Source organism: Mesorhizobium sp. BAC0120, assembly GCF_033542235.1.
Classification (GTDB): Bacteria; Pseudomonadota; Alphaproteobacteria; order Rhizobiales; family Rhizobiaceae; genus JAWRCU01.
This window is the reverse complement of sequence record NZ_JAWRCU010000009.1, coordinates 21,741-40,197: the sequence shown is the minus strand read 5'-3', so window position 1 is coordinate 40,197 and position 18,457 is coordinate 21,741. Positions and strand designations below refer to the sequence as shown.

General features: G+C 61.1%; 17 protein-coding genes. 8 read left to right on the top strand and 9 right to left on the bottom strand.

Annotation, left to right across the window (positions count from 1 at the left end; genetic code table 11):
- Positions 1 to 109: 109 nt before the first annotated feature.
- From SAZ10_RS20020 to SAZ10_RS20010, 3 genes are read left to right on the top strand one after another with little or no spacing between them, the layout of a single operon-like run.
- A complete protein-coding gene (locus SAZ10_RS20020; RefSeq protein ID WP_318611127.1) occupies positions 110 to 1,231 on the top strand; it encodes an HlyD family secretion protein in 1,122 nt (373 codons plus the stop codon).
- Complete coding sequence (gene rbbA, locus SAZ10_RS20015) at positions 1,228 to 4,029, top strand: ribosome-associated ATPase/putative transporter RbbA (protein WP_318611126.1); 2,802 nt, start codon at positions 1,228 to 1,230, stop codon at positions 4,027 to 4,029. The genes SAZ10_RS20020 and rbbA overlap by 4 nt, the downstream gene beginning before the upstream one ends.
- Positions 4,029 to 5,156 carry an ABC transporter permease gene (locus SAZ10_RS20010; protein WP_318611125.1) on the top strand — a complete coding sequence of 376 codons (1,128 nt, stop codon included), beginning with the start codon at positions 4,029 to 4,031 and terminating at the stop codon, positions 5,154 to 5,156. The genes rbbA and SAZ10_RS20010 overlap by 1 nt, the downstream gene beginning before the upstream one ends.
- Before the next feature lie 164 nt (positions 5,157 to 5,320).
- Here the strand turns inward: SAZ10_RS20010 and SAZ10_RS20005 are convergent, their stop codons facing one another.
- The 3 genes from SAZ10_RS20005 to SAZ10_RS19995 form a co-directional block, all read right to left on the bottom strand.
- Entirely contained in the window at positions 5,321 to 5,692 is a 372-nt protein-coding gene (locus SAZ10_RS20005) for a hypothetical protein (RefSeq protein WP_318611124.1), read from the bottom strand.
- Between the two features lie 36 nt (positions 5,693 to 5,728).
- Complete coding sequence (locus SAZ10_RS20000) at positions 5,729 to 6,664, bottom strand: polyphosphate kinase 2 family protein (RefSeq protein WP_318611123.1); 936 nt, start codon at positions 6,662 to 6,664, stop codon at positions 5,729 to 5,731.
- Between the two features lie 161 nt (positions 6,665 to 6,825).
- A complete protein-coding gene (locus SAZ10_RS19995) occupies positions 6,826 to 7,263 on the bottom strand; it encodes a hypothetical protein (protein ID WP_318611122.1) in 438 nt (145 codons plus the stop codon).
- Between the two features lie 184 nt (positions 7,264 to 7,447).
- Here SAZ10_RS19995 and SAZ10_RS19990 point away from each other — a divergent pair, with 184 nt between their 5' ends.
- The 4 genes from SAZ10_RS19990 to SAZ10_RS19975 all read left to right on the top strand — a co-directional run bounded on the left by SAZ10_RS19990 (position 7,448) and on the right by SAZ10_RS19975 (position 10,827).
- On the top strand, positions 7,448 to 8,059 hold the full coding sequence (locus SAZ10_RS19990) for a hypothetical protein (RefSeq protein ID WP_318611121.1): 612 nt from the start codon (positions 7,448 to 7,450) through the stop codon (positions 8,057 to 8,059).
- A 44-nt stretch (positions 8,060 to 8,103) separates the two neighbouring features.
- Positions 8,104 to 8,403 (top strand): hypothetical protein, encoded by a 300-nt coding sequence (locus tag SAZ10_RS19985; RefSeq protein WP_318611120.1) that lies wholly within the window; start codon positions 8,104 to 8,106, stop codon positions 8,401 to 8,403.
- A 10-nt stretch (positions 8,404 to 8,413) separates the two neighbouring features.
- Positions 8,414 to 8,914 (top strand): phage holin family protein, encoded by a 501-nt coding sequence (locus SAZ10_RS19980; RefSeq protein WP_318611119.1) that lies wholly within the window; start codon positions 8,414 to 8,416, stop codon positions 8,912 to 8,914.
- Positions 8,915 to 9,138: 224 nt separating this feature from the next.
- On the top strand, positions 9,139 to 10,827 hold the full coding sequence (locus tag SAZ10_RS19975) for an ABC transporter ATP-binding protein/permease (protein ID WP_318611118.1): 1,689 nt from the start codon (positions 9,139 to 9,141) through the stop codon (positions 10,825 to 10,827).
- 148 nt (positions 10,828 to 10,975) lie between these two features.
- Here SAZ10_RS19975 and SAZ10_RS19970 read toward each other — a convergent pair whose 3' ends face one another.
- The 6 genes from SAZ10_RS19970 to SAZ10_RS19945 all read right to left on the bottom strand — a co-directional run bounded on the left by SAZ10_RS19970 (position 10,976) and on the right by SAZ10_RS19945 (position 17,437).
- On the bottom strand, positions 10,976 to 11,857 hold the full coding sequence (locus tag SAZ10_RS19970) for an SMP-30/gluconolactonase/LRE family protein (RefSeq protein ID WP_318611117.1): 882 nt from the start codon (positions 11,855 to 11,857) through the stop codon (positions 10,976 to 10,978).
- 9 nt (positions 11,858 to 11,866) lie between these two features.
- Positions 11,867 to 12,844, bottom strand: coding sequence for an ABC transporter permease (locus SAZ10_RS19965; protein WP_318611116.1), 978 nt, complete (start codon positions 12,842 to 12,844; stop codon positions 11,867 to 11,869).
- The gene (locus SAZ10_RS19960) at positions 12,841 to 13,848 is read right to left on the bottom strand and encodes an ABC transporter permease (protein ID WP_318611115.1); all 1,008 of its coding nucleotides are present in this window, start codon (positions 13,846 to 13,848) and stop codon (positions 12,841 to 12,843) included. The genes SAZ10_RS19965 and SAZ10_RS19960 overlap by 4 nt, the downstream gene beginning before the upstream one ends.
- 4 nt (positions 13,849 to 13,852) lie before the next feature.
- Complete coding sequence (locus SAZ10_RS19955) at positions 13,853 to 15,355, bottom strand: sugar ABC transporter ATP-binding protein (RefSeq protein WP_318611114.1); 1,503 nt, start codon at positions 15,353 to 15,355, stop codon at positions 13,853 to 13,855.
- A gap of 63 nt (positions 15,356 to 15,418) precedes the next feature.
- A complete protein-coding gene (locus SAZ10_RS19950) occupies positions 15,419 to 16,489 on the bottom strand; it encodes a sugar ABC transporter substrate-binding protein (protein WP_318611113.1) in 1,071 nt (356 codons plus the stop codon).
- A gap of 225 nt (positions 16,490 to 16,714) precedes the next feature.
- Positions 16,715 to 17,437: a GntR family transcriptional regulator gene (locus SAZ10_RS19945; RefSeq protein WP_318611112.1), complete on the bottom strand. Its 723-nt coding sequence runs from the start codon at positions 17,435 to 17,437 to the stop codon at positions 16,715 to 16,717.
- A 225-nt stretch (positions 17,438 to 17,662) separates the two neighbouring features.
- Here SAZ10_RS19945 and SAZ10_RS19940 point away from each other — a divergent pair, with 225 nt between their 5' ends.
- Positions 17,663 to 18,454, top strand: coding sequence for an SDR family oxidoreductase (locus tag SAZ10_RS19940; protein WP_318611111.1), 792 nt, complete (start codon positions 17,663 to 17,665; stop codon positions 18,452 to 18,454).
- The last annotated feature ends 3 nt before the right edge of the window (positions 18,455 to 18,457 follow it).

Sequence of the window (18,457 nt, the reverse complement as noted above, 5' to 3'; positions counted from 1 at the left end):
TCCAAAGAACTCGGCCATTGATGCAAATCAAAGCGGCCTCGGGGTGTGGCGCTATGCTTGAGACACGCTAGCAGAGCCGCCGAGAACCCCACCATAGAAGGGGCGTGTCATGTCGCCGATCGTTCTGCTGCCGGCCGCGAAGTACGCGAAAGAGCCGCAGCCCCCAGCCCCGGCAGAAGCGGAGCCAATGCTGAAGGTGCAGCCCGCGCCGCCGCCGGCTAAACCTGTAAAGAAGTCGCACCTCAAGCGCTATGTGACCATAGCTGCCGTGCTGATCGGGCTCGGCCTCGCCGGCGGCGGAGGCTATCTCTACTGGAGACATCAGGCTGCCGGCGCTTTGCCGGAGGGCATCGTCAGTACCAACGGCCGCGTAGAGGCTACTCAGGTCGACATCGCCACAAAGATCGCTGGCCGCGTGATCCAAATCGTTCCGCATGAGGGAGACATCGTGGAAGCAGGGAGCGTCGCTGCCCGCCTCGATCAGGCCGAGCTCGAAGCTGCACTGCATCAAACGGAAGCCGAGGCACAGCGAGCGAGACAATCCTTCGCGGCAGCACAGGCTGTCGTCAAGAGCCGTGAGGCCGAGCTGACCTTTGCCAATCAGGAACTCCAACGCGCTTCACAGTTGCTGGATAGAGGCTATGGAACGGTCGAAAAGGTCGATCAGCGGAGGCAGGAAGCGGACAGTGCGACCGCGGCCCTCAAGGCGGCTAACGCGCAGGTCGATGAGGCTCGTGCCGCCATCGCGGCGTATGATGCTCAGGTGGATCGACTTAAGACTAACCTCGCGGACGCGACTATTACCTCGCCCGTACGGGGCCGAGTGCAGTACCGGCTCGTCGAGCCGGGAGCAGTGTTGTCGGCGGGGGGGCGTATCGCCACTGTGCTCGACCTGTCGGACGTCTACATGACCATCTTCGTCCCGGCCAGCGTCGCCGGGCGGCTCACTGTTGGTGACGAAGCGCGCGTAGTGGTCGATGCCGTTCCGGAATTCGTCTTTCCGGCCGCCGTCTCGTTCGTGGCGCCCGAATCGCAGTTCACTCCGAAGACGGTCGAGACCCAGTCGGAGCGCGAACAGCTATATTTCCGGGTAAAGCTTCACGCGCCACCCGATTTGCTCAAAGGCCTTGAAGAGCAGGTCAAAGCGGGCCTGCGCGGCATCGGGTATGTTCGCGTAGACCCTGCGGCCGTGTGGCCCGCCAAGCTTTCTGTCAGGCTTCCGCCAAAATGAACGAATTGCTCAGGGCGAATGCTCGAGACGCCGGCACCGTGATTGCCGCCTCGCTTGAGGGTGTCTCGCACCGTTACGGCAAGAGCGTCGCCCTAGACGACGTGACAGTGGAAATCCCCGGGGGCTGCATGACCGGGCTCATCGGCCCCGACGGCGTCGGCAAATCGACCTTGCTGGCCCTGGTCTCGGGCGTGCGAAAGATCCAAACAGGATCGGTCTGGGCGCTGGGCGGCGATATGCGTGACGGGGCGCATCGTCGTCGCAGCTATGCGCGCGTGGCGTACATGCCGCAGGGACTGGGCCGCAACCTCTATCCCACGCTCAGCGTGTTCGAAAACCTCGATTTCGTGGGGCGGCTGTTTGGTCAATCGGCCGCCGAGCGGAAGGCGCGCATCGACGATCTCTTGCGCAGTACTGGTCTCGATCCTTTTCCGGACAGGCCGGCCGGCAAGCTTTCCGGCGGCATGAAGCAGAAGTTGTCGCTGTGCGGCGCGCTGATCCACGATCCGGACCTTCTCATACTCGATGAACCAACGACCGGAGTCGACCCGCTGTCGCGCCGGCAGTTCTGGGAGCTGATTGATCGAATCCGTGCTCGCCGGCCGCAAATGAGTGTCATAGTCGCGACCGCCTACATGGAAGAGGCGGATCAGTTCGCTTGGCTCGCTGCCATGGACGCCGGGCATGTCATCGCAACCGGTGCGCCGGCCGAGATCAAGGCACGCACCGGCGCAAAGACTCTCGAGGAAGCGTTCATTTCACTTCTGCCCAGAGAAAAACAGGGCGAGCACAAGGGCCTAACTATACCACAGCGTGCACCTCAGTCCGGGCCGCCTGCAATCGAAGCCCAGGGGCTCACAAAGCAGTTCGGTCCGTTCGTAGCTGTCGACCACGTGAGCTTCCGCATCGAGAAGGGCGAGATTTTCGGATTCCTCGGCTCCAACGGCTGCGGCAAATCAACGACAATGAAGATGCTCACCGGCCTGCTGCCTGCGTCCGAAGGCAAAGCATCCCTGTTCGGTCGTCCGGTGGACGGGCAGGACATCGAGACGCGCCGGCGGGTCGGCTACATGTCGCAGGCGTTCTCGCTCTACACGGAGCTCACGGTCCGACAGAATCTTGTCTTGCACGCGAAGCTCTTCGACCTGCCCGCCGCCGAGCAGGGTCCGCGCGTGGACGAGATGCTCGAGCGGTTCGGGCTGCGGGAGGCGGCAGATACTTCGCCGGAGAGTCTTCCACTCGGCATACGCCAGCGGCTGCAGCTTGCGGTTGCGGTACAGCACCGCCCCGAGATGCTCATTTTGGATGAGCCGACATCGGGGGTCGATCCCGTGGCCCGCGACCAGTTCTGGCAGAATCTGATCGATCTTTCCCGCAACGATGGCGTGACGATCTTTCTTTCAACACACTTCATGAACGAGGCGGAGCGTTGCGATCGCATCTCGCTGATGCATGCTGGCAAGGTACTGGCGGCGGACACGCCGCGCGCGCTAACCGAAACCCGACATTCCAAGACGCTCGAAGACGCGTTCATCGCCTATCTTGAGGACGCGGCCGCCGCCAGCAAGAAGCCAGCGCCAGCAAGCGAACCTGAGTCCGCGCCGACCATCACCGCATACTCATCCGCCAAACCCAGCGCCTCGGGTTTCAGTGTTACCCGGCTATGGGCCTGCGCGCGCCGAGAGGCGGTCGAAATCATGCGCGACCCGGTGCGCATCGCCTTCGCGCTGCTAAGTCCCGTGCTCCTGATGTTCGCGTTCGGATACGGCATTTCATTCGACGTCGAGCATCTTCGCTTCGCGGTCCTCGACCAGAGCCAATCGCCCGAAAGCCGGGAGTTTCTGGAGAGCTTCGATGGCTCGCGCTTCTGGAGCCGGCAGCCCGATATCACCGCACCCGACGAGATACAGACACGGCTGCGTAGCGGCGATTTGAAATTCGCGCTCGAAATCCCGCCTCTCTACGGCAGCGATCTCCTGAGGGAACGCCGCCCGGAGATCGGCATCTGGATCAACGGAGACATGCCGAACAGGGCCGAGACCACCCGCACCTATTTAGGCGGGCTCACGCTCGATTATCTTGCCAAGCTGGTCGGGCGTCACTTGGGCAACGGCTCTGCCTTGCCCAGCACCGGCACTGAACCATCGGCCCTGCCCGTCAACATCGAAACCCGCTTTCGCTACAATCAGTCCCTAAAGAGCGTCTACTCTATGGTGCCTAGCGTCATCATGATGATGCTGATCTTGATCCCTGCGATCATGACGGCGCTCGGCGTCGTGCGCGAAGTCGAAACCGGATCGATCGCCAATTTCCGCTCCACGCCGCTGACCAGTCTCGAGTTCCTGCTCGGAAAGCAGGCGCCGTATCTTGTTATCGGTCTCATCAGCTTCGCGACCCTGATTGTGCTGGCCCTGTTCGTGTTCGTCGTGCCGGTCACAGGCTCGTGGTTGGCCCTGATCGTTGGCGCCGTCGTTTACCTCGGGGCCTCCACCGCGTTTGGCCTGGTTGTGTCGACCCTTACCCGCACGCAAGTGGCCGCGGTGTTCGCTACCTCGGTTATCGCACTGGTCCCGACGTCACAGTTCTCGGGGCTGCTGGTTCCCGTCTCCTCGCTTTCAGGCGCGGGAAGAGCAATCGGCCTCGCCTTTCCTGCATCATGGTTCCAACAGATCAGCATGGGCACGTTCAACAAGGCACTTGGATTCTCCGACCTTTGGCCCAATCACCTGATGCTCGCGGCCTTCGTCTTCGGCTTTATTGCCGCAGCCAGCCTGATCCTCAGGAAGCAGGAGGCCTGATGCGAAAACGGCTCATCAATATTTTGGCGCTAGGGGTCAAGGAACTATACAGCATCCGCGCCGATCCTGTGATGCTGGTGCTGATCATCTACACCTTCAGCTACGCCGTCTATGCGGTGGCGACCGGCGCCAGGCTCGAGGTCCATGACGCCTCCGTCGCCATCGTCGATGAGGACCATTCGGAAATTTCGCGGCGCATCCAGGAAGCCATCCTGCCGCCCTTCTTCAAGGAGCCGCAGGAAATTTCGGCTAACGAAATCGGTCCGACCATGGATTCCAACCGCTTCATCTTCGCCATCGAAATTCCGGCGAACTTCGAATCCGACCTGGTTTCAAATCGCAGGCCGAGCATTGAGATCAATGCCGATGCAACCGCGATCGCCGTTGCGGGCAACGGCGTGGGCGACCTGCAGCAGATCATCGGCCAGCAGGTGGTGAGCTACCTGAGCAATGCCAGCGGATCCGCCGACCTGCCGGTCAATTTCGTCATCCGTGTCATGTTCAATCCAAACCTGCAGTCGCACTGGTTCACATCGGTAATGCAGATCATCAACAACATCACCATGTTGTCGGTCATATTGACGGGCGCCGCTTTGATACGCGAGCGCGAACACGGCACGATCGAGCACCTGCTCGCCATGCCAGTGACGCCCAACGACGTCATGCTCGCCAAGATCTGGGCGAACGGCGTGATCATCGTGCTGGCGGCCGCACTGTCCATGAAGGCCGTTGTACAACTCGTTCTTCAGGTCCCGATCGCCGGCTCGCTATGGCTGTTCCTGGCCGGAACGCTGCTGTACCAATTCTCGGTGACGGCGCTCGGCATCCTGATCGCTACCTTCACCACCTCGATGGCGCAGTTCGGGCTGTTGTGCATCCCGATCCTTGTGATCCTGCAGCTGCTGTCGGGCTCCAGCACGCCTCTCGAAACCATGCCGATCTGGCTACAGAACATCATGCAGATCGCTCCCACGACGCATTTCGTCAGCTTCGCCCAGGCTGTGCTCTATCGCGGGGCGGGCCTGGACATCGTCTGGCCGCAACTCGTGGCGATGACTGTCATCAGCGGTGTGATCTTCGCCATCTCAGGCCTGCGTTTCCGCCGGACCCTCGTTGCGAGTCAGTAGGCAACCGGCTTTCCTGACCATCCGCCGATAGACGGCATCCTGGCAACCGCGGTCGAACAGCTGGAAGGAGTTCGGGCGCTTAACGGGAATGGAATATCTGCTCGACCAACACCATAACGCTGGTGGATTCGTTTCCACGGCAGAGGGCGATGATTTGGTCCGCCTTATCCGCAAAACACCGGCACGTTCACTTTCGCATCGTTCTTGAGGCCTGCGTAAAACCCTCCGATCCAGCCCACCGCGACCAGCGCTTCCGGCAAGGGCTTACGCAGGAGTTCGCCACAGCTGAGGGACGACATATCAACGACTCTTTTGTGCTGGAGGTTCTCGGCACTGACAAGGTTCACCAGGCTGAGCCAGGCATAGAGAACAGCGAAGGACAGGACCGCCGCATCCCGCCGCGTGCATCTAAGCCGGATGAGCGGGTGCAGAAGTAAAAGCAGGATAGCGCTCGACAAGTAGTCAGCGGCGATTCGATTAGAGCGTCGGGCAGCCGGCGGGCTGCTGGCTTCGGTGGGCAGTTTCCTAGTCTTCATATTCGGGCAGGCCCGTTTTCTAAGTGACCTGGTGCCTCACGCACGAGAGCTATCCTCCTTCTCCTTGTTCCCTCTGCCAGACCCGGCCTTGCCATTTTCGCTTTCCAGCTGCTTTCGAGCCCGTTCGAGCGCGCTCAACGCGTCCTGGTCAAGATGAGGGAACTTGGGATCGAGCTTCTCCAGTCGGTCCACAATGGCTGCGGCCACAATGAGGCGCGAGAACCATTTGTTATCGGCGGGCACGACGTACCATGGCGCATGTTTTGTCGCGGTGTTGCGGATGGCATCCTCATATGCGTCCATGTAGTCAGTCCAGCAGCGCCGCTCCGCAACGTCACCGACTGCGAATTTCCACTTTTTGTCCGGCTCTTCCATGCGATCGAGAAAGCGTCGGCGCTGCTCGTCCCTGGACACGTGAAGGAAGAATTTCAGGATAGCCGTGCCGTTGCGCGCCAGATGCCGTTCGAAGTCGCGGATGCTGGCGAAGCGCTCCTTCCATATATTGTCGCCGATCAGCTTCTTCGGCAGCTTCTGTTTGGCCAGCAGTTCGCGGTGAACGCGCACGACCAGCACCTCCTCGTAATATGAGCGGTTGAATATACCGATCCTGCCGCGCTCGGGCAGCGCGCAGGTCGTCCGCCACAGGAAATCGTGGCGCAGCTCGGTTGAGCTTGGCGCCTTGAATGCGATCACATGGCAGCCCTGCGGATTGACGCCGGACATGACGTGCTCGACGGTGCTGTCCTTGCCCGCAGCGTCCATCGCTTGCAGGATTATGAGCACCGACCAACGCGCCTCCGCGTAGAGTTGCTCCTGCAAACCTCGCAACCGGTCCACGCCGGCCCCGAGCAACTGCTGGGCCAGATCCTTCTCGATGTCGAGGCCGAGCGTGTCACCAGGATCGTAGTCGGCAAGACGGAACTTGTCCCCGTCTTTCACCCGAAAGCGTTTGATGACATCACCAGGTACCATCCTTCGGTCTCCAGCGCAGAGACGCCTTCCCCATTCGCCTCTTGTCGAACATCATTAGCCGAACACACAGTTTCACACGAGCCGCATGAATAAGCTCGAGGCGCTCATCGCGGCAGCACTCCGGCTCGATCTCCAGACCGTTTGTGCGGCTGGCCGCCATGTTATCGCAGCGCCGTCAGTTCCTCCCGACACGATTCCGCGAAGGCACGCAGGATGTCGTGCGCTGCGAGTCCATCTGGTTTGGTGGCCTGCGGCAAAGTCGGAGGCGCTTGATAGGTGTCCACTATACCCTCCAGAACCGCCTCCGCAGCTCTAATCGTACGTTGCGTGGCGAAGAGGCGAAGCTTGCTCATAGTGGCATACATCGGAACCAATTTGGCCGGGCTATCCAAGCCGTCCTGAACTATTGCGTCGACAAAGATATGCGACGCCTGGTCGATAAACTCGGCGAACAGCCGCTCGCGACGCGATGCTTGCTTGTCGAGGCGCTCCGCGCGATCCTGGTGACGCTGCGTGAGCCAGGTTGTGCCGAACGAAGCCAAAGCACCGATTGCGGAGCCGGCTAGCGCGGACAGCGCTGAAATGTAGGCTGGGTTCATTTCCACATAAATCCTCCCACGGATCGAGCCTAAGAGGCCACCAGGCCCGCGACCTTTGTGACCGCGCTGTATATGTTTCGAGCACGCTCCCGGAAACGGCGATGTACCGCTTTGATCCCAATCAAGGTGAGTTGGACCCCATTCGTGCATCATTCATAAAATCGTCGCACAAGCGGAGGCAGTCATGCCAGAGCAAAGCAGCATGCATTCTTACCTGAGCTGGACGAAGGAGCGAATTGACGAAATGGACGCCACACTGGCGTCGCTTGAGGCCATGGCCGGCCAAGTCAAGGCCGATTCAAAAGCCAAGGCCGAGCAATTGGCCGCCGACTTGAGAAAACGTCGAGATGAGTTCCAAACCAAAGTCGAAGCACAGGCCCAAGCTGGCGAAGACGCCATGCAGGCCAGTGCAGCTCAGCTGGAATCGCAGTGGCACAGCTTCGAGGCGCAGCTCAAGGCCTATTTCGAGACAGTTGGCAAGCAAGTCGCACAGCAACAGGCCACTTTCCAGCAGGTTGCCGCTGCACAAGCGAAAGCCTGGGGCGAGTCGGCGGATAAGCTGCATGCCGAAGCCGGCAAGGTCGCTACGGCAAAGCGCGCCGATATCGATGCTGCGCTCGAGCAGATGAGGACGGAGGCTGCGGAGGCGGAAGCACGATTGCAGAAGCTGAGACAGGCAGGGAGCGACTCCTGGGTGGCGCTGAGCGCGGGATTAGCAGAGGCGCGCAAGGCCTTCGATCGCGCAAACCAGGAGGCTTGGGAGGCATTCAAGCGTGCGGCTCCGCGGAAATCCTGACCCAACTTACGCGCCCTAGCTCAACAATGTGAACAGGTGCCGGTATGGCAGCCGATGTGGTCGTGTCGCGTGAGTTGCAGTCGCTCCGAGCCGAGCTTTCGGTCCCTCGGCGAGAGCAGAAAGAAGCTGCCGCCATATCGCCGTCAGAGCCGGCCAACCCTGTCGAGCCGGCCGAGGAGACGCCGGAGGAACGAGAGCTGCTCGAACAGCTCAATCAGTTGGTCAGTGAGGTCACCGGCTTCTTTGACGAGGCCGAGAAGAACATCGCGGCCCATCCGACCCAGAGCGTCGTCGGCGCACTGCTGGTTGGGATACTGATCGGTCGTATGCTGGGAAGGCGCTGAGGGCTGGTCGATGATCGACAATCTTCTTCGTGACCTGCAGGTCCTGCGTAAAGCAGACCTTCTCATCGGCAAGATCTGGCTGAATCTCTTGCTGCGGCGATTCGGTCTAGTTGCATTGGCAGGGCTGATCGCGGTGTTCGGGCTCGGAATGGCAAACGTCGCCGGCTTCTACGGCTTGCAGGCATCCGTGGGCGCCGTGTGGGCGGCAACTATAATCGCGCTGATCGATCTAGCGATTGCGGCCGTTGTGTTGCTGGTCGCTGTTCGATCCCAGCCAGGGCCCGAGCTCGAACTTGCATTCGAGATCCGCAAAATGGCTGTCGACTCAATCCAGGCAGACGCACGCGATGTCAAGCTGACGATCGATGCCCTGGGACTGGAAATGAAAGACCTGAAGGCTAACGTCACGCAGCTCATCCGCAGTCCGTTGGATACGGCTGCGCAGAAGCTGCTCATTCCTGCAGCCCTGTCGATCGTAAGAGGATTTCGTTCGACGAAAGAGCGGGCGTAGGGCGATCGGGTGAAGCTCAACGCCGGTCCTCTCAGAAGGGGATCGACCTATGAAGATCGCCCCTAGCAGAGTGCGCTCGTCCGCGGCGGTGCGCAGCGGATGGGCATCGCCGTATTGGAGAACCAACGTGAGCGGCATGATCCGGGATTAACGGGGCGACTCGCCTCCCCTTGTTCTAAGTCCTGGCCAGCAATTCCTGCCCCTGACAGGCGGGAGGGAGCGACATGGATGAACAGCAGATCCCATTGAAGGAGGTCGCAGCTCGATTGGCTGGCGCCGTCCGATACCTAGTGAAGTCCGAAGTTGGCGGGAAGGCAAAGCTCATCTTCGCCGGGCTTTTCGTGATGTTGTGCGGAGTAAATGGCCTGAACGTTCTCAACAGCTATGTAGGTCGCAACTTCATGAGCGCGATCGCCGATCGCCAGACTTCTGAGTTCGTCCGGCAAGCAATTTTCTACACAGGCGTGTTCGCTTCGTTGACGCTTGTGTCCGTCATTGCCCGCTTCGCAGAGGAGCGGCTCGGCCTGCTTTGGCGCGAAGTCCTGACCCGAAACGTGGTCGCGCTCTACCTAGCCAACACTAGCTATTACCGGCTCGACGCGGCGCACCAACTGACCAACCCGGACCAGCGGATCGCCGAGGACATTAAGGCATTCACCAGCACAACGCTGACATACGTGCTGATGGTGTTCAATAGCAGTCTCACGCTCCTCAGCTTTGCCGGCGTGCTGTGGGCGATTGATCCGGCGCTGTTTGTCGTGGCTATGCTGTACGCAGCCTGCGGCACTCTTTTGACGCTCATATTCGGGCGGCCGCTTATCAGGCTCAACTACGATCAACTCGACAAGGAGGCGAACTTCCGCTCGGCGCTGATTCATGTTCGGGAGAACGCCGAGTCGATCATGCTGGCACGCGATGAGGGGCATCACCAGCGCCTCTTGTTCAACAGAGTTGACCAATTGGTCGCCAACCTCCGTCGGATCGTCGGCGTCAACCGGAATCTCAGCTTTTTCACCACCGGCTACAACTGGATGATCCAGATCATTCCGGCACTCATCGTTGCTCCTGCCTACATGAGGGGAGAAGTCGAGTTCGGTGTCATCACGCAATCAGCTGCAGCTTTCGCGATGCTGGTGAGCGCATTCTCGTTGATCGTCACGCAATTCAACTCCATTTCCAACTTTGCGGCTGTCGTTGCTCGGCTGGGTTCGCTGGTGGAAGCCTTCGAAAGATCTAAGGAGCCCACGCCGACCGAGATTGAAATAATCGAGCGGGATGCGTGCTTGGCCTACCAGGGGCTCACTTTGCTATCCTCGAGCGGCGTACCGCTACTGAAGGACCTTTCGGCATCAATCTCCCCCGGGGCCGTCGTTCTGCTCACGGGCTCCGGTCAATTGGCTGGCACGACCTTATTCAGGGCGACAGCCGGCCTTCCGACCTCAGGCAGCGGTCGCATAATTCGGCCCGCTCCAGCCGAGATCACTTTTCTCGCGCAACGCCCCTATCTGCCGCCAGGCACACTGCGTCAGATTCTCGTTCCGCGGGGGGATGCGAGTAAGATTTCAGATGGCGCCATTCTTCACCTGCTGCATGAACTTGGCCTGGAACAGGTTGTGAGCGAGGCTGGCGGGCTGGACAAGGAGCAGGAGTGGTGGGGGGCATCCTTGTCCTTGTCCGATCAGCAGTTGCTCGCCCTTGCCAGGATTTTCCTCGCGCCACCACGTTTCGCCTTTCTGGACCGGGTCGCGGCGACCCTCGGGCCTGAGCAATTCGCGAAAGCCTTGAGGATGCTTTCGGAGCGGTCAATCGCCTGCATTCACAATGGCGACGTTTCCGGTGGGCGCGAACTCTTCAACGCAGTTCTCGAATATGCTGACGATGGTGGGTGGACCTGGACGCCGAACCGAGCCTGATGCCCGGATAGGCAGGCACGACAAGGCACTGATCAGATCCAAAGGATCGGGATTGAAGCCAACTCCCGCCAGACGCCCGCAAACCAGCCCTGAGCAATTCCCGCCACCCGCTCCAGCCACCGCCCCTTAAACGGCCGGCAAATTACATTCAGCCGGCAAATGGCGGCAGCGTCAGGCCCTTCACGCCAGCGTCGATGGCGAACAAACCACCGGGGTTCCGCTGGCCTGCAAAGTGTTCCTTCGGCCGCTTCAGCACTGCGGAAGTCACGTAGAGAATGTCGAGATCCTTGCCGCCGAACTCGCAGCAGGTCGGGAGGTCGGTCGGAAGCACGATCGTCTGCATGAGCTTGCCCTTGGGATCATAACGGCAGACCTTGCTGGTTACCGGTACAGTCACCCAGTAACAGCCCTCGGCGTCGACGGTCGCGCCATCCGCTACGCCGCCCGTCACCGTCATATCGATGAAGGTACGCCGGTTCTCGATGTCGCCCGTCGCCGGATCGAAGTCATAGGCATCCACCCGACCCGAATGGCTATCCGAAAAATACATGACCTTGCTGTCGGGGCTGAACGCCAGGCCGTTGCAGCAGCCGACACCGTCGATCATCTTGTGGACCGACAGGTCGGGGTCCATCCGGTAGAGCGCGCCGACGAACTCGACCGGCTTGCCAGGCACCTCGAACATGGAACCCGACCAAAACCTGCCCTGCCGGTCGGGCTTGCCGTCGTTGAAGCGCGTTTCCGGTCGACCCGCCTCGGGATCGATGATCGCGTCGAATTTGCCGGTGGCCGGGTCGAAGAAATAGAACCCGCTGGCCATCGTCAGCACCAGGCCACCTTTCTTCCGCAGGCCGAGGCAGCCGAGATATTCAGGCGCTTCGAAAGTGTCGTCCCTGCCGGTCGCCGGATCGTAGCGATGGATCAGCTTGCTCCAGATGTCGATCCACCAGAGCACGCCCGCTTCGGGATCCCAAAGCGTGCTTTCGCCCAATTCTGCCTTTGCATCGACGACGCATGTGATCTCGACCATGCTAACCCCCTAAGCTTCCCTGCTCTTGCGGTTCCACAAGCTGCTGCCGAGGCCGGCGAAAGCCTCGCTGCCGATGGACACGGTGACCAGGATCACCGCGCCGTAGACGACCAGGAGCGCTCCACTCGACAGATTGAGCGCCGGCAACAGACCGGTAAGGATGGTCAGCACAAGCGCGCCCGCGACCGTGCCGAGATAGTGGCCGCTGCCTCCCAGGATCGACGCGCCGCCGATCGCGACAGCCGCAACCGATGTGAACAGATATGAATCGCCCATGCCGAGATAGGCCTGGCCGGAATAGCCCGTGAGCAGCATGCCGGCGAGCGATGCCGTCAGCCCGGAGATGACGTAAGTGAGCACGGTTGTACGGGCCGTCGGCACGCCTGAGAATTCGGCGACGGTCGGGCTGGAGCCCAGCGCATAGAGGTGCCGGCCGAAAGCGGCTTTGGAGAGCAGCACTGTGGCGACAAGGGCGAGCGCCAGCCAGATCAGGGCGATGACAGGGATCCCGCCGACGCGCCCCACTGAGAGGAACTTGATCAGGTCGGGAGCCGTGGGACTTGGGGAGCCGCCGGTCAGCACCAGGATCAGGCCTTGCAGAATGACATTGGCGGCAAGCGTCATGATGATCGGCGGAACCCCGAACTGCGCGACGCCAAGGCCATTGATGAAACCGACCAGCGCTCCGCCAGCGAGCATCAGCGGCGCCACCCAGAGAAGCGGCATGTTTTGTCCCGCGCAAAGCAGCGCCATCACGACGGCGGCGGAGTTCAGCACCCAAGGCACCGAGAGATCGATGCCGCCGCCTATGATGACGAATGTCTGGCCGAGCGCCACGATGCCGACGAAAGCGGCGAGCACCACTGTGGAGCGCAGGTTCGAGGCGGACAGGAAGCCAGGCGAGAACAGCGCCGTAATTAGCAGCAGCAGAAGCATGCCCAGATAGGCAAGCAGGATCAGCCGGTTGCGGGCGAGGAAAGCTCTCACGCCCCCCTCCCCCGAGCCGCCTTCTCGGCGATGGAACTCGCCAGCACGGAAAGAAGCAGGATCACCCCTGAGGCGACCGGCTGCCAGTAGCTCGACACCTTGAGCACGAAGACGAGATTGCCGATGAGGGTAAGGATAAATGCTCCGATGAGGGTGCCGGCAAGATGTCCTCGCCCTCCGAACAGGCTGACACCGCCGATGACTGCCGCGGCGACTGACGGCAAGATGTAGTCCTTGCCGATGGTCGGCGATCCGGCCCCTGTCTGTGTCGTCAGGTAAAGCGCGGCGCCCGCCGCGAACAATCCGGACAGGCCGTATGTCAGGACATTTACGCGAGTGATCGAAACGCCGGACAGGAATGCCGACTTCTCGTTCGAGCCGGTCGCCTGAATAGTGATGCCGATCCTCGTCGACCGGAACCACCACCAGAACAGGAGAAGTCCGAGCAGCATCCAGACCGGGCTCGATAGACCAAGCAGCTCCAAATAGCCGAATCCAAGCCACCAGCCGGGCACGCTGCCGCCGTCCGTTGGCAGAATGATCATGGCCACACCGCCCAGGATCGACCAGGTCGCCAGCGTCACCAGAAAGGGCTGCAGCTTCAGCAATGAGATCAGCAGGCCGTTGAGCGCCCCGATGCCCAGCCCAAGCGCCAGGATCGCGGATGACCACAGCAATACCGTCCCGGGGTCGTCGGTGAAGCGCGTTGCTGCGATGACCGTGCCGAGGCTGATCATGCCACCGATCGAGAGATCGATGCCGCCACGCATCAGCACGATGGTCTGCCCGGTGCCGGCGAGCATCAGGGTCATGGCTGCCGCAGTATCGAGATTGAGCTCGTCCAGCGTGAAGACGCCACTTTGATAGCTGCCATAGATCGCTATGATGACGGCAAGCATGATGCAAGCCACGACGAATGGCGCCCGGTCCAGCACCCAGCCTCGCCAGTCAGCACCGCTCCGGCTCTCGATCCCTGCTTGTGCCTGCTCGATCGTCACCGACATCGCCTCACGCCGCCTCGCTTTCGAGGATCGCGGCGCTCAATATGCCCTCTTCGGAAATGCGCTCGCCCGCGAGCGTCGCCGCGACCCGGCCGTTGCGCATGACGAGAACGCGATCGGCGACATGCACAAGCTCCTCCATGTCACTGGAATGAAAAAGGATCGCATATCCTTTTGCGGCGAGATCGCGCATGAGCTGGAAGATCTCGCCCTTCGTGCCGACATCGACGCCCCGGGTCGGGTCATAAAGCAGCAGGACCCGCGCCTCGGTCAGCAGCATCTTGCCGAAGATGACCTTTTGCTGGTTCCCGCCTGAGAGCGTGCCGGCAAGCTGCTCCGGCGTCCGGGTCTTGATGCGCAGGAAATCGACCATTTCCCCGACGAGGGCGGCCTCCTTCCTGCCGTTGAGCAGCCCATTTTCCGTGAACCGCCTGATTACTGCGAGAGTAAGGTTCTCGCGCACGCTCTTGGCAAGCAGCAGGCCCTGGCCGCGCCGATCCTCCGGCACCAATGCGATGCCGTCGCGTCCGGTGAGTGCCGCGCGGGGGCTGCTGATGGCGGCCGGCTTGCCCCAGAGTTCGATGCTGCCGGTCGCCTTGCTTGCGCCGAAGAGCGCCTGGAACAGCTCACGCTGACCGTGTCCCTGCAGGCCACCCACACCGAGAACTTCGCCCTCGAGGAGATCGAACTCGACGTTCTTCAACCGGTTGCCGCTGGAGAAACTGCTCACCTTCAGCGCGACCCGTCCGGTCGCGGTCGAAATCCGTTCGGGGTAGAGCCGGCCGAGATTGCGCCCGATCATCTGCGAGACGATCTCGGCGTCACCGACCGCGCTGGACTCGTGCATCGCGATCGTGCGCCCGTTGCGGAAGATCGTGAGACGGTCGGCGACGGCCCGGACTTCGGCCATTCGATGCGAGATGAAGATGACCAGTAGCCCTTGCGCCGCAAGTTGTCGCGTAAGCCTGAGCAGCCATTCGGCCTCCCGTGCGGGAAGCGCCGATGTCGCTTCGTCGAGGATGAGCACACGCGGTTGCTTGGCCAGGGCCTTGGCAATCTCGACGATTTGACGCTCAGCCAGCGACAGCCGACTGACCTCCAGGTCAGGACGCAGGGTCGGAAAATGGTACTTTGCGAAGAGTTCGAGTGTCCTGCGCCGGATCTCGCTGCGGTTGGCAGTGCCGAAGGATGTCAGCGGCTCCTGCCGGAACCAGATATTCTGCTCGACCGTGAGGTCGGGTATCAGTGACAGCTCCTGGAACACGGCGGCGATGCCTCGCGCCCGTGCAGCATCCGGATCGGCAGGCCGGTAATCCTGGCCATCGAGAAGAATGGCGCCGTCGTCATGTCGCAATGCGCCGGACAGAATCTGGATGAATGTACTCTTGCCCGCACCGTTTTCGCCGAGCAGCGCATGCACTTCCCCGGCGCGAGCGCTGAACTCCACCCGGTCCAGAGCGACGATACCGCCAAAGCGTTTCGACAGGCTGTTGGCGATGATGAGGTCCATTGGCTTTGCCCAAAAGACCTCCCGGCGCTGACCGCGCCGGGAGGCAAGTCCTACAGCCCCAACTTACTTTGTGCCGGCAGCTTCGGCGGCCGTGATCTCTACCCAATCAGGCGTGATGGGCAGAGTGAGGCCGGGCGGCTGATCCGGAAAGGCGTTCTCGCCAATCTTGATCTTGATCATCTTGGTGCCCGGATAGAGCTCGGACTCAAACGGGTCGGTGGTCACGAAGTCGCCTTTGACGGACACCGAACGATCCGCGGGCTTCTTGCCCGTATCAAGGATGTCGACGGCGAGCTTGATTGCCTCGGATGACAGATAGGCCGGATTTGAGCCGAGGATGCATTTCGCGCCCTGGGTCTGAGCGCAGGCGAGCGCAGACCCGTTATACGAAAAGCCGACTACCGGCACGATCGGGCGGCCGGCATCCTTCAACGCCTGAATGGCGCCGGAGCCGTAGCCCTGTGTCAGTATGCCGTCCACCTTCGGGTTGGCGGCAAGCAGCGAGGCAACGCCGGACTGCTCGGGTCCGAGCGCGTACTCGCCATTGTAGTAGCCGACGATCTTGATGTCGGGGTACTTCGACAGCACTTTCTCGTAGCCATTCTGCAGTTGGGCAGAAATCGGCGCGCCGGCAAGACCGCGATCGACGATGACATTACCTTTTCCGCCGAGTTGCTTGACCATCCATTCGGCCAGCACCGCCGGAATGCGATCCCAGTCGGAGGCGACCGCCAGCGCGCAGGGCTCCGTCACGACCTGGTCGAAACTGATGACCACGATGCCGGCGGCGCAGGCCTTCTTGATCGTCGGATTCAGCGCCGAATCCGAACCTGCGTCGACCAGAATGGCGTCGGGCTTTTGCCTGATGATGTTATTCAGCGAGTTGATCTGGGCCTGAACGGTGTTGTCGACATTCTCGATCTTGAGATCGACGCGACCTTTAAGAGGTCCCTTGTTCACCGAGACCGTCGCGACGCGCTCCATCTGCTGGCGCCAGTCGTTGCCGACGAAGTTGTTCGAGAGATAGATAACGTAAGGCTTCTTGTCTTCCGCTCGGACGGCTGGTGCCGCACCGATCGCGGCGGCGATCACGGCAGCTGCCGCGAATCCCGCGCAGAGATTCCTCATCTTCATAGCTTCTCCTCCTGCGTTTCCTGCACGCTCCCGGCAGTCTTCGCCACCTTTGTTGACTCTGGTTTGATACCGGTACCAATTTGCCTTGTCAATGTGAGGCTGAGCTCCCTCATCACCAGAAGAATTGATTCGGCGATTGCGATCCTCCCGTAACGGCCCACTAGCTATGATGCTATTATAATTTTATGAGCCAGTCCATACCGCGATTCTCGACTGTCTGTGACTTCAAGTCAGATTGTTCGGCGCATCCCAGGTGATGCTGAATTTCTCGGCGGGATGGCGCGCGATCGAGAACTCGATATTCCGTTGATCGGCCGACTGATAGAGCATTTCGACCGTAAGGATCGGATCGCCTGCCGCTATGTCGAGATCAGCGGCGAGCGCCTCGTCGGCGAGTTCTGCGCGAACGGTGACGTGAGCGACCACGAGGCGCAAGCCGAGCTGGTTCTGCACGGAGCGGAAGATCAGCACGTCGGAGAAATCTTCGCGCTTCAGCCGTGCGCCGACATCCGGCGGAAAATAAGTCGTGACATGCGCCTTCTTCTGTTCGCCTACGGACAGAACGCTGCGCAGGCAATAGCCGGCATCGCCTCTCGGAACGCCCAGGTGGCGGGACAGGACGGGCGATTTCTCCTTACGATAGGACTTGATCGTGAGTTGCGCATCCTTGGTGAAGGCGGCCATATCGGCGAAATTCTTGAAGTTCCAGCTCAGGCTAACCGAGGGACTGCGGGCAACGACAACCGCCGGTTTGGCCGAGCGCTTGCGAATCAGCCCGTCTCCCTCGAGGTCACGCAGGGCCTGTCGCACAGTGATAAGGCTGACGCCGAAGTGCTCGGCGATCGCCGCTTCCTTCGGCAATTCGCTGCCGACGGGAAACGACCCGTTACCGATCGGCTCGCGCAGGATATCGGCAACTTGCCGATACAGCGGACCGTTGACGCGCAAGAGCGAGCGCCGCGGAAGAAAATCAACAGTTGAAACGGGATGATCCATAAGCGCGAATATCGTTTTGCTAACCCATTATAATAGCTTCCGGACCGCCAGACCAGCGGGACTACCGCCCGAAACGAAGCGTCTGCGACGATGGCAGCACCATAAACGACACGATTGACAGCAGACATATGGTACCGGTAACAACACATCGAAGGCGAATTCGCTGGGAGGAGACGAGTGTCTAGTCGAACGCAGAAATGGCGCGCACGGGCCCTGGTGACCGGCGCTGCCGGGGGCCTCGGCCGCGAGGTCGTAATCCAGCTTGCCGCAAGAGGTTGCGCCGTCGGCATTGCCGACATCAACGCTGCCGGAACCGCCGAAACCGCTCAGCTGGCACGCAGCCACGGCGTTGAAATCGAGGAGATCGTCTCCGACCTTACCCTCGAGGGTGCGCCGGAAGCAGCCATCCAGAGAGTTGTCGAGCGCTGGGGCGGGATCGATGTCCTGGTCAACAATGCCGGCTATGGCGTCATCGAACCGTTTCTGGAAGCGACTCACAAAGCCTGGACCCGGACGCTTGCTCTCAACGTCACCGCGCTTGCCATGGCTTGCAAGGCGGCCGGCCGGGTGATGCGCGACCAGCGGTCCGGCCGCATCGTGAACATCACCTCGCCTGGTTCGCGCATGGCGCTGCCTGACTATACGGCCTACACGGCGAGCAAGGCGGGCGTCGATTCCATCACTCGTGCGGCCGCAGTCGCCCTCGCCCCATACGGCGTGCTGGTCAACAGCCTGGCGCCCGGCATGATGGATACCGAGATGCAGCGTTCGACCGAGATCGACCTCGCCCGCGTCAACGGCCGCGACGACCTGCAGGCTTTCCTTGACGAGCGAACGCGCCGCATTCCGCTTGGCCGCCGCGCCGAGATCGCCGAAGTCGCCGATGCAGTCGTATGGCTCGCACTCGATGCCCCTCAATATATGACGGCCGAGCGGCTCAACATGTCGGGCGGACTGGACAAGGATTGAGCA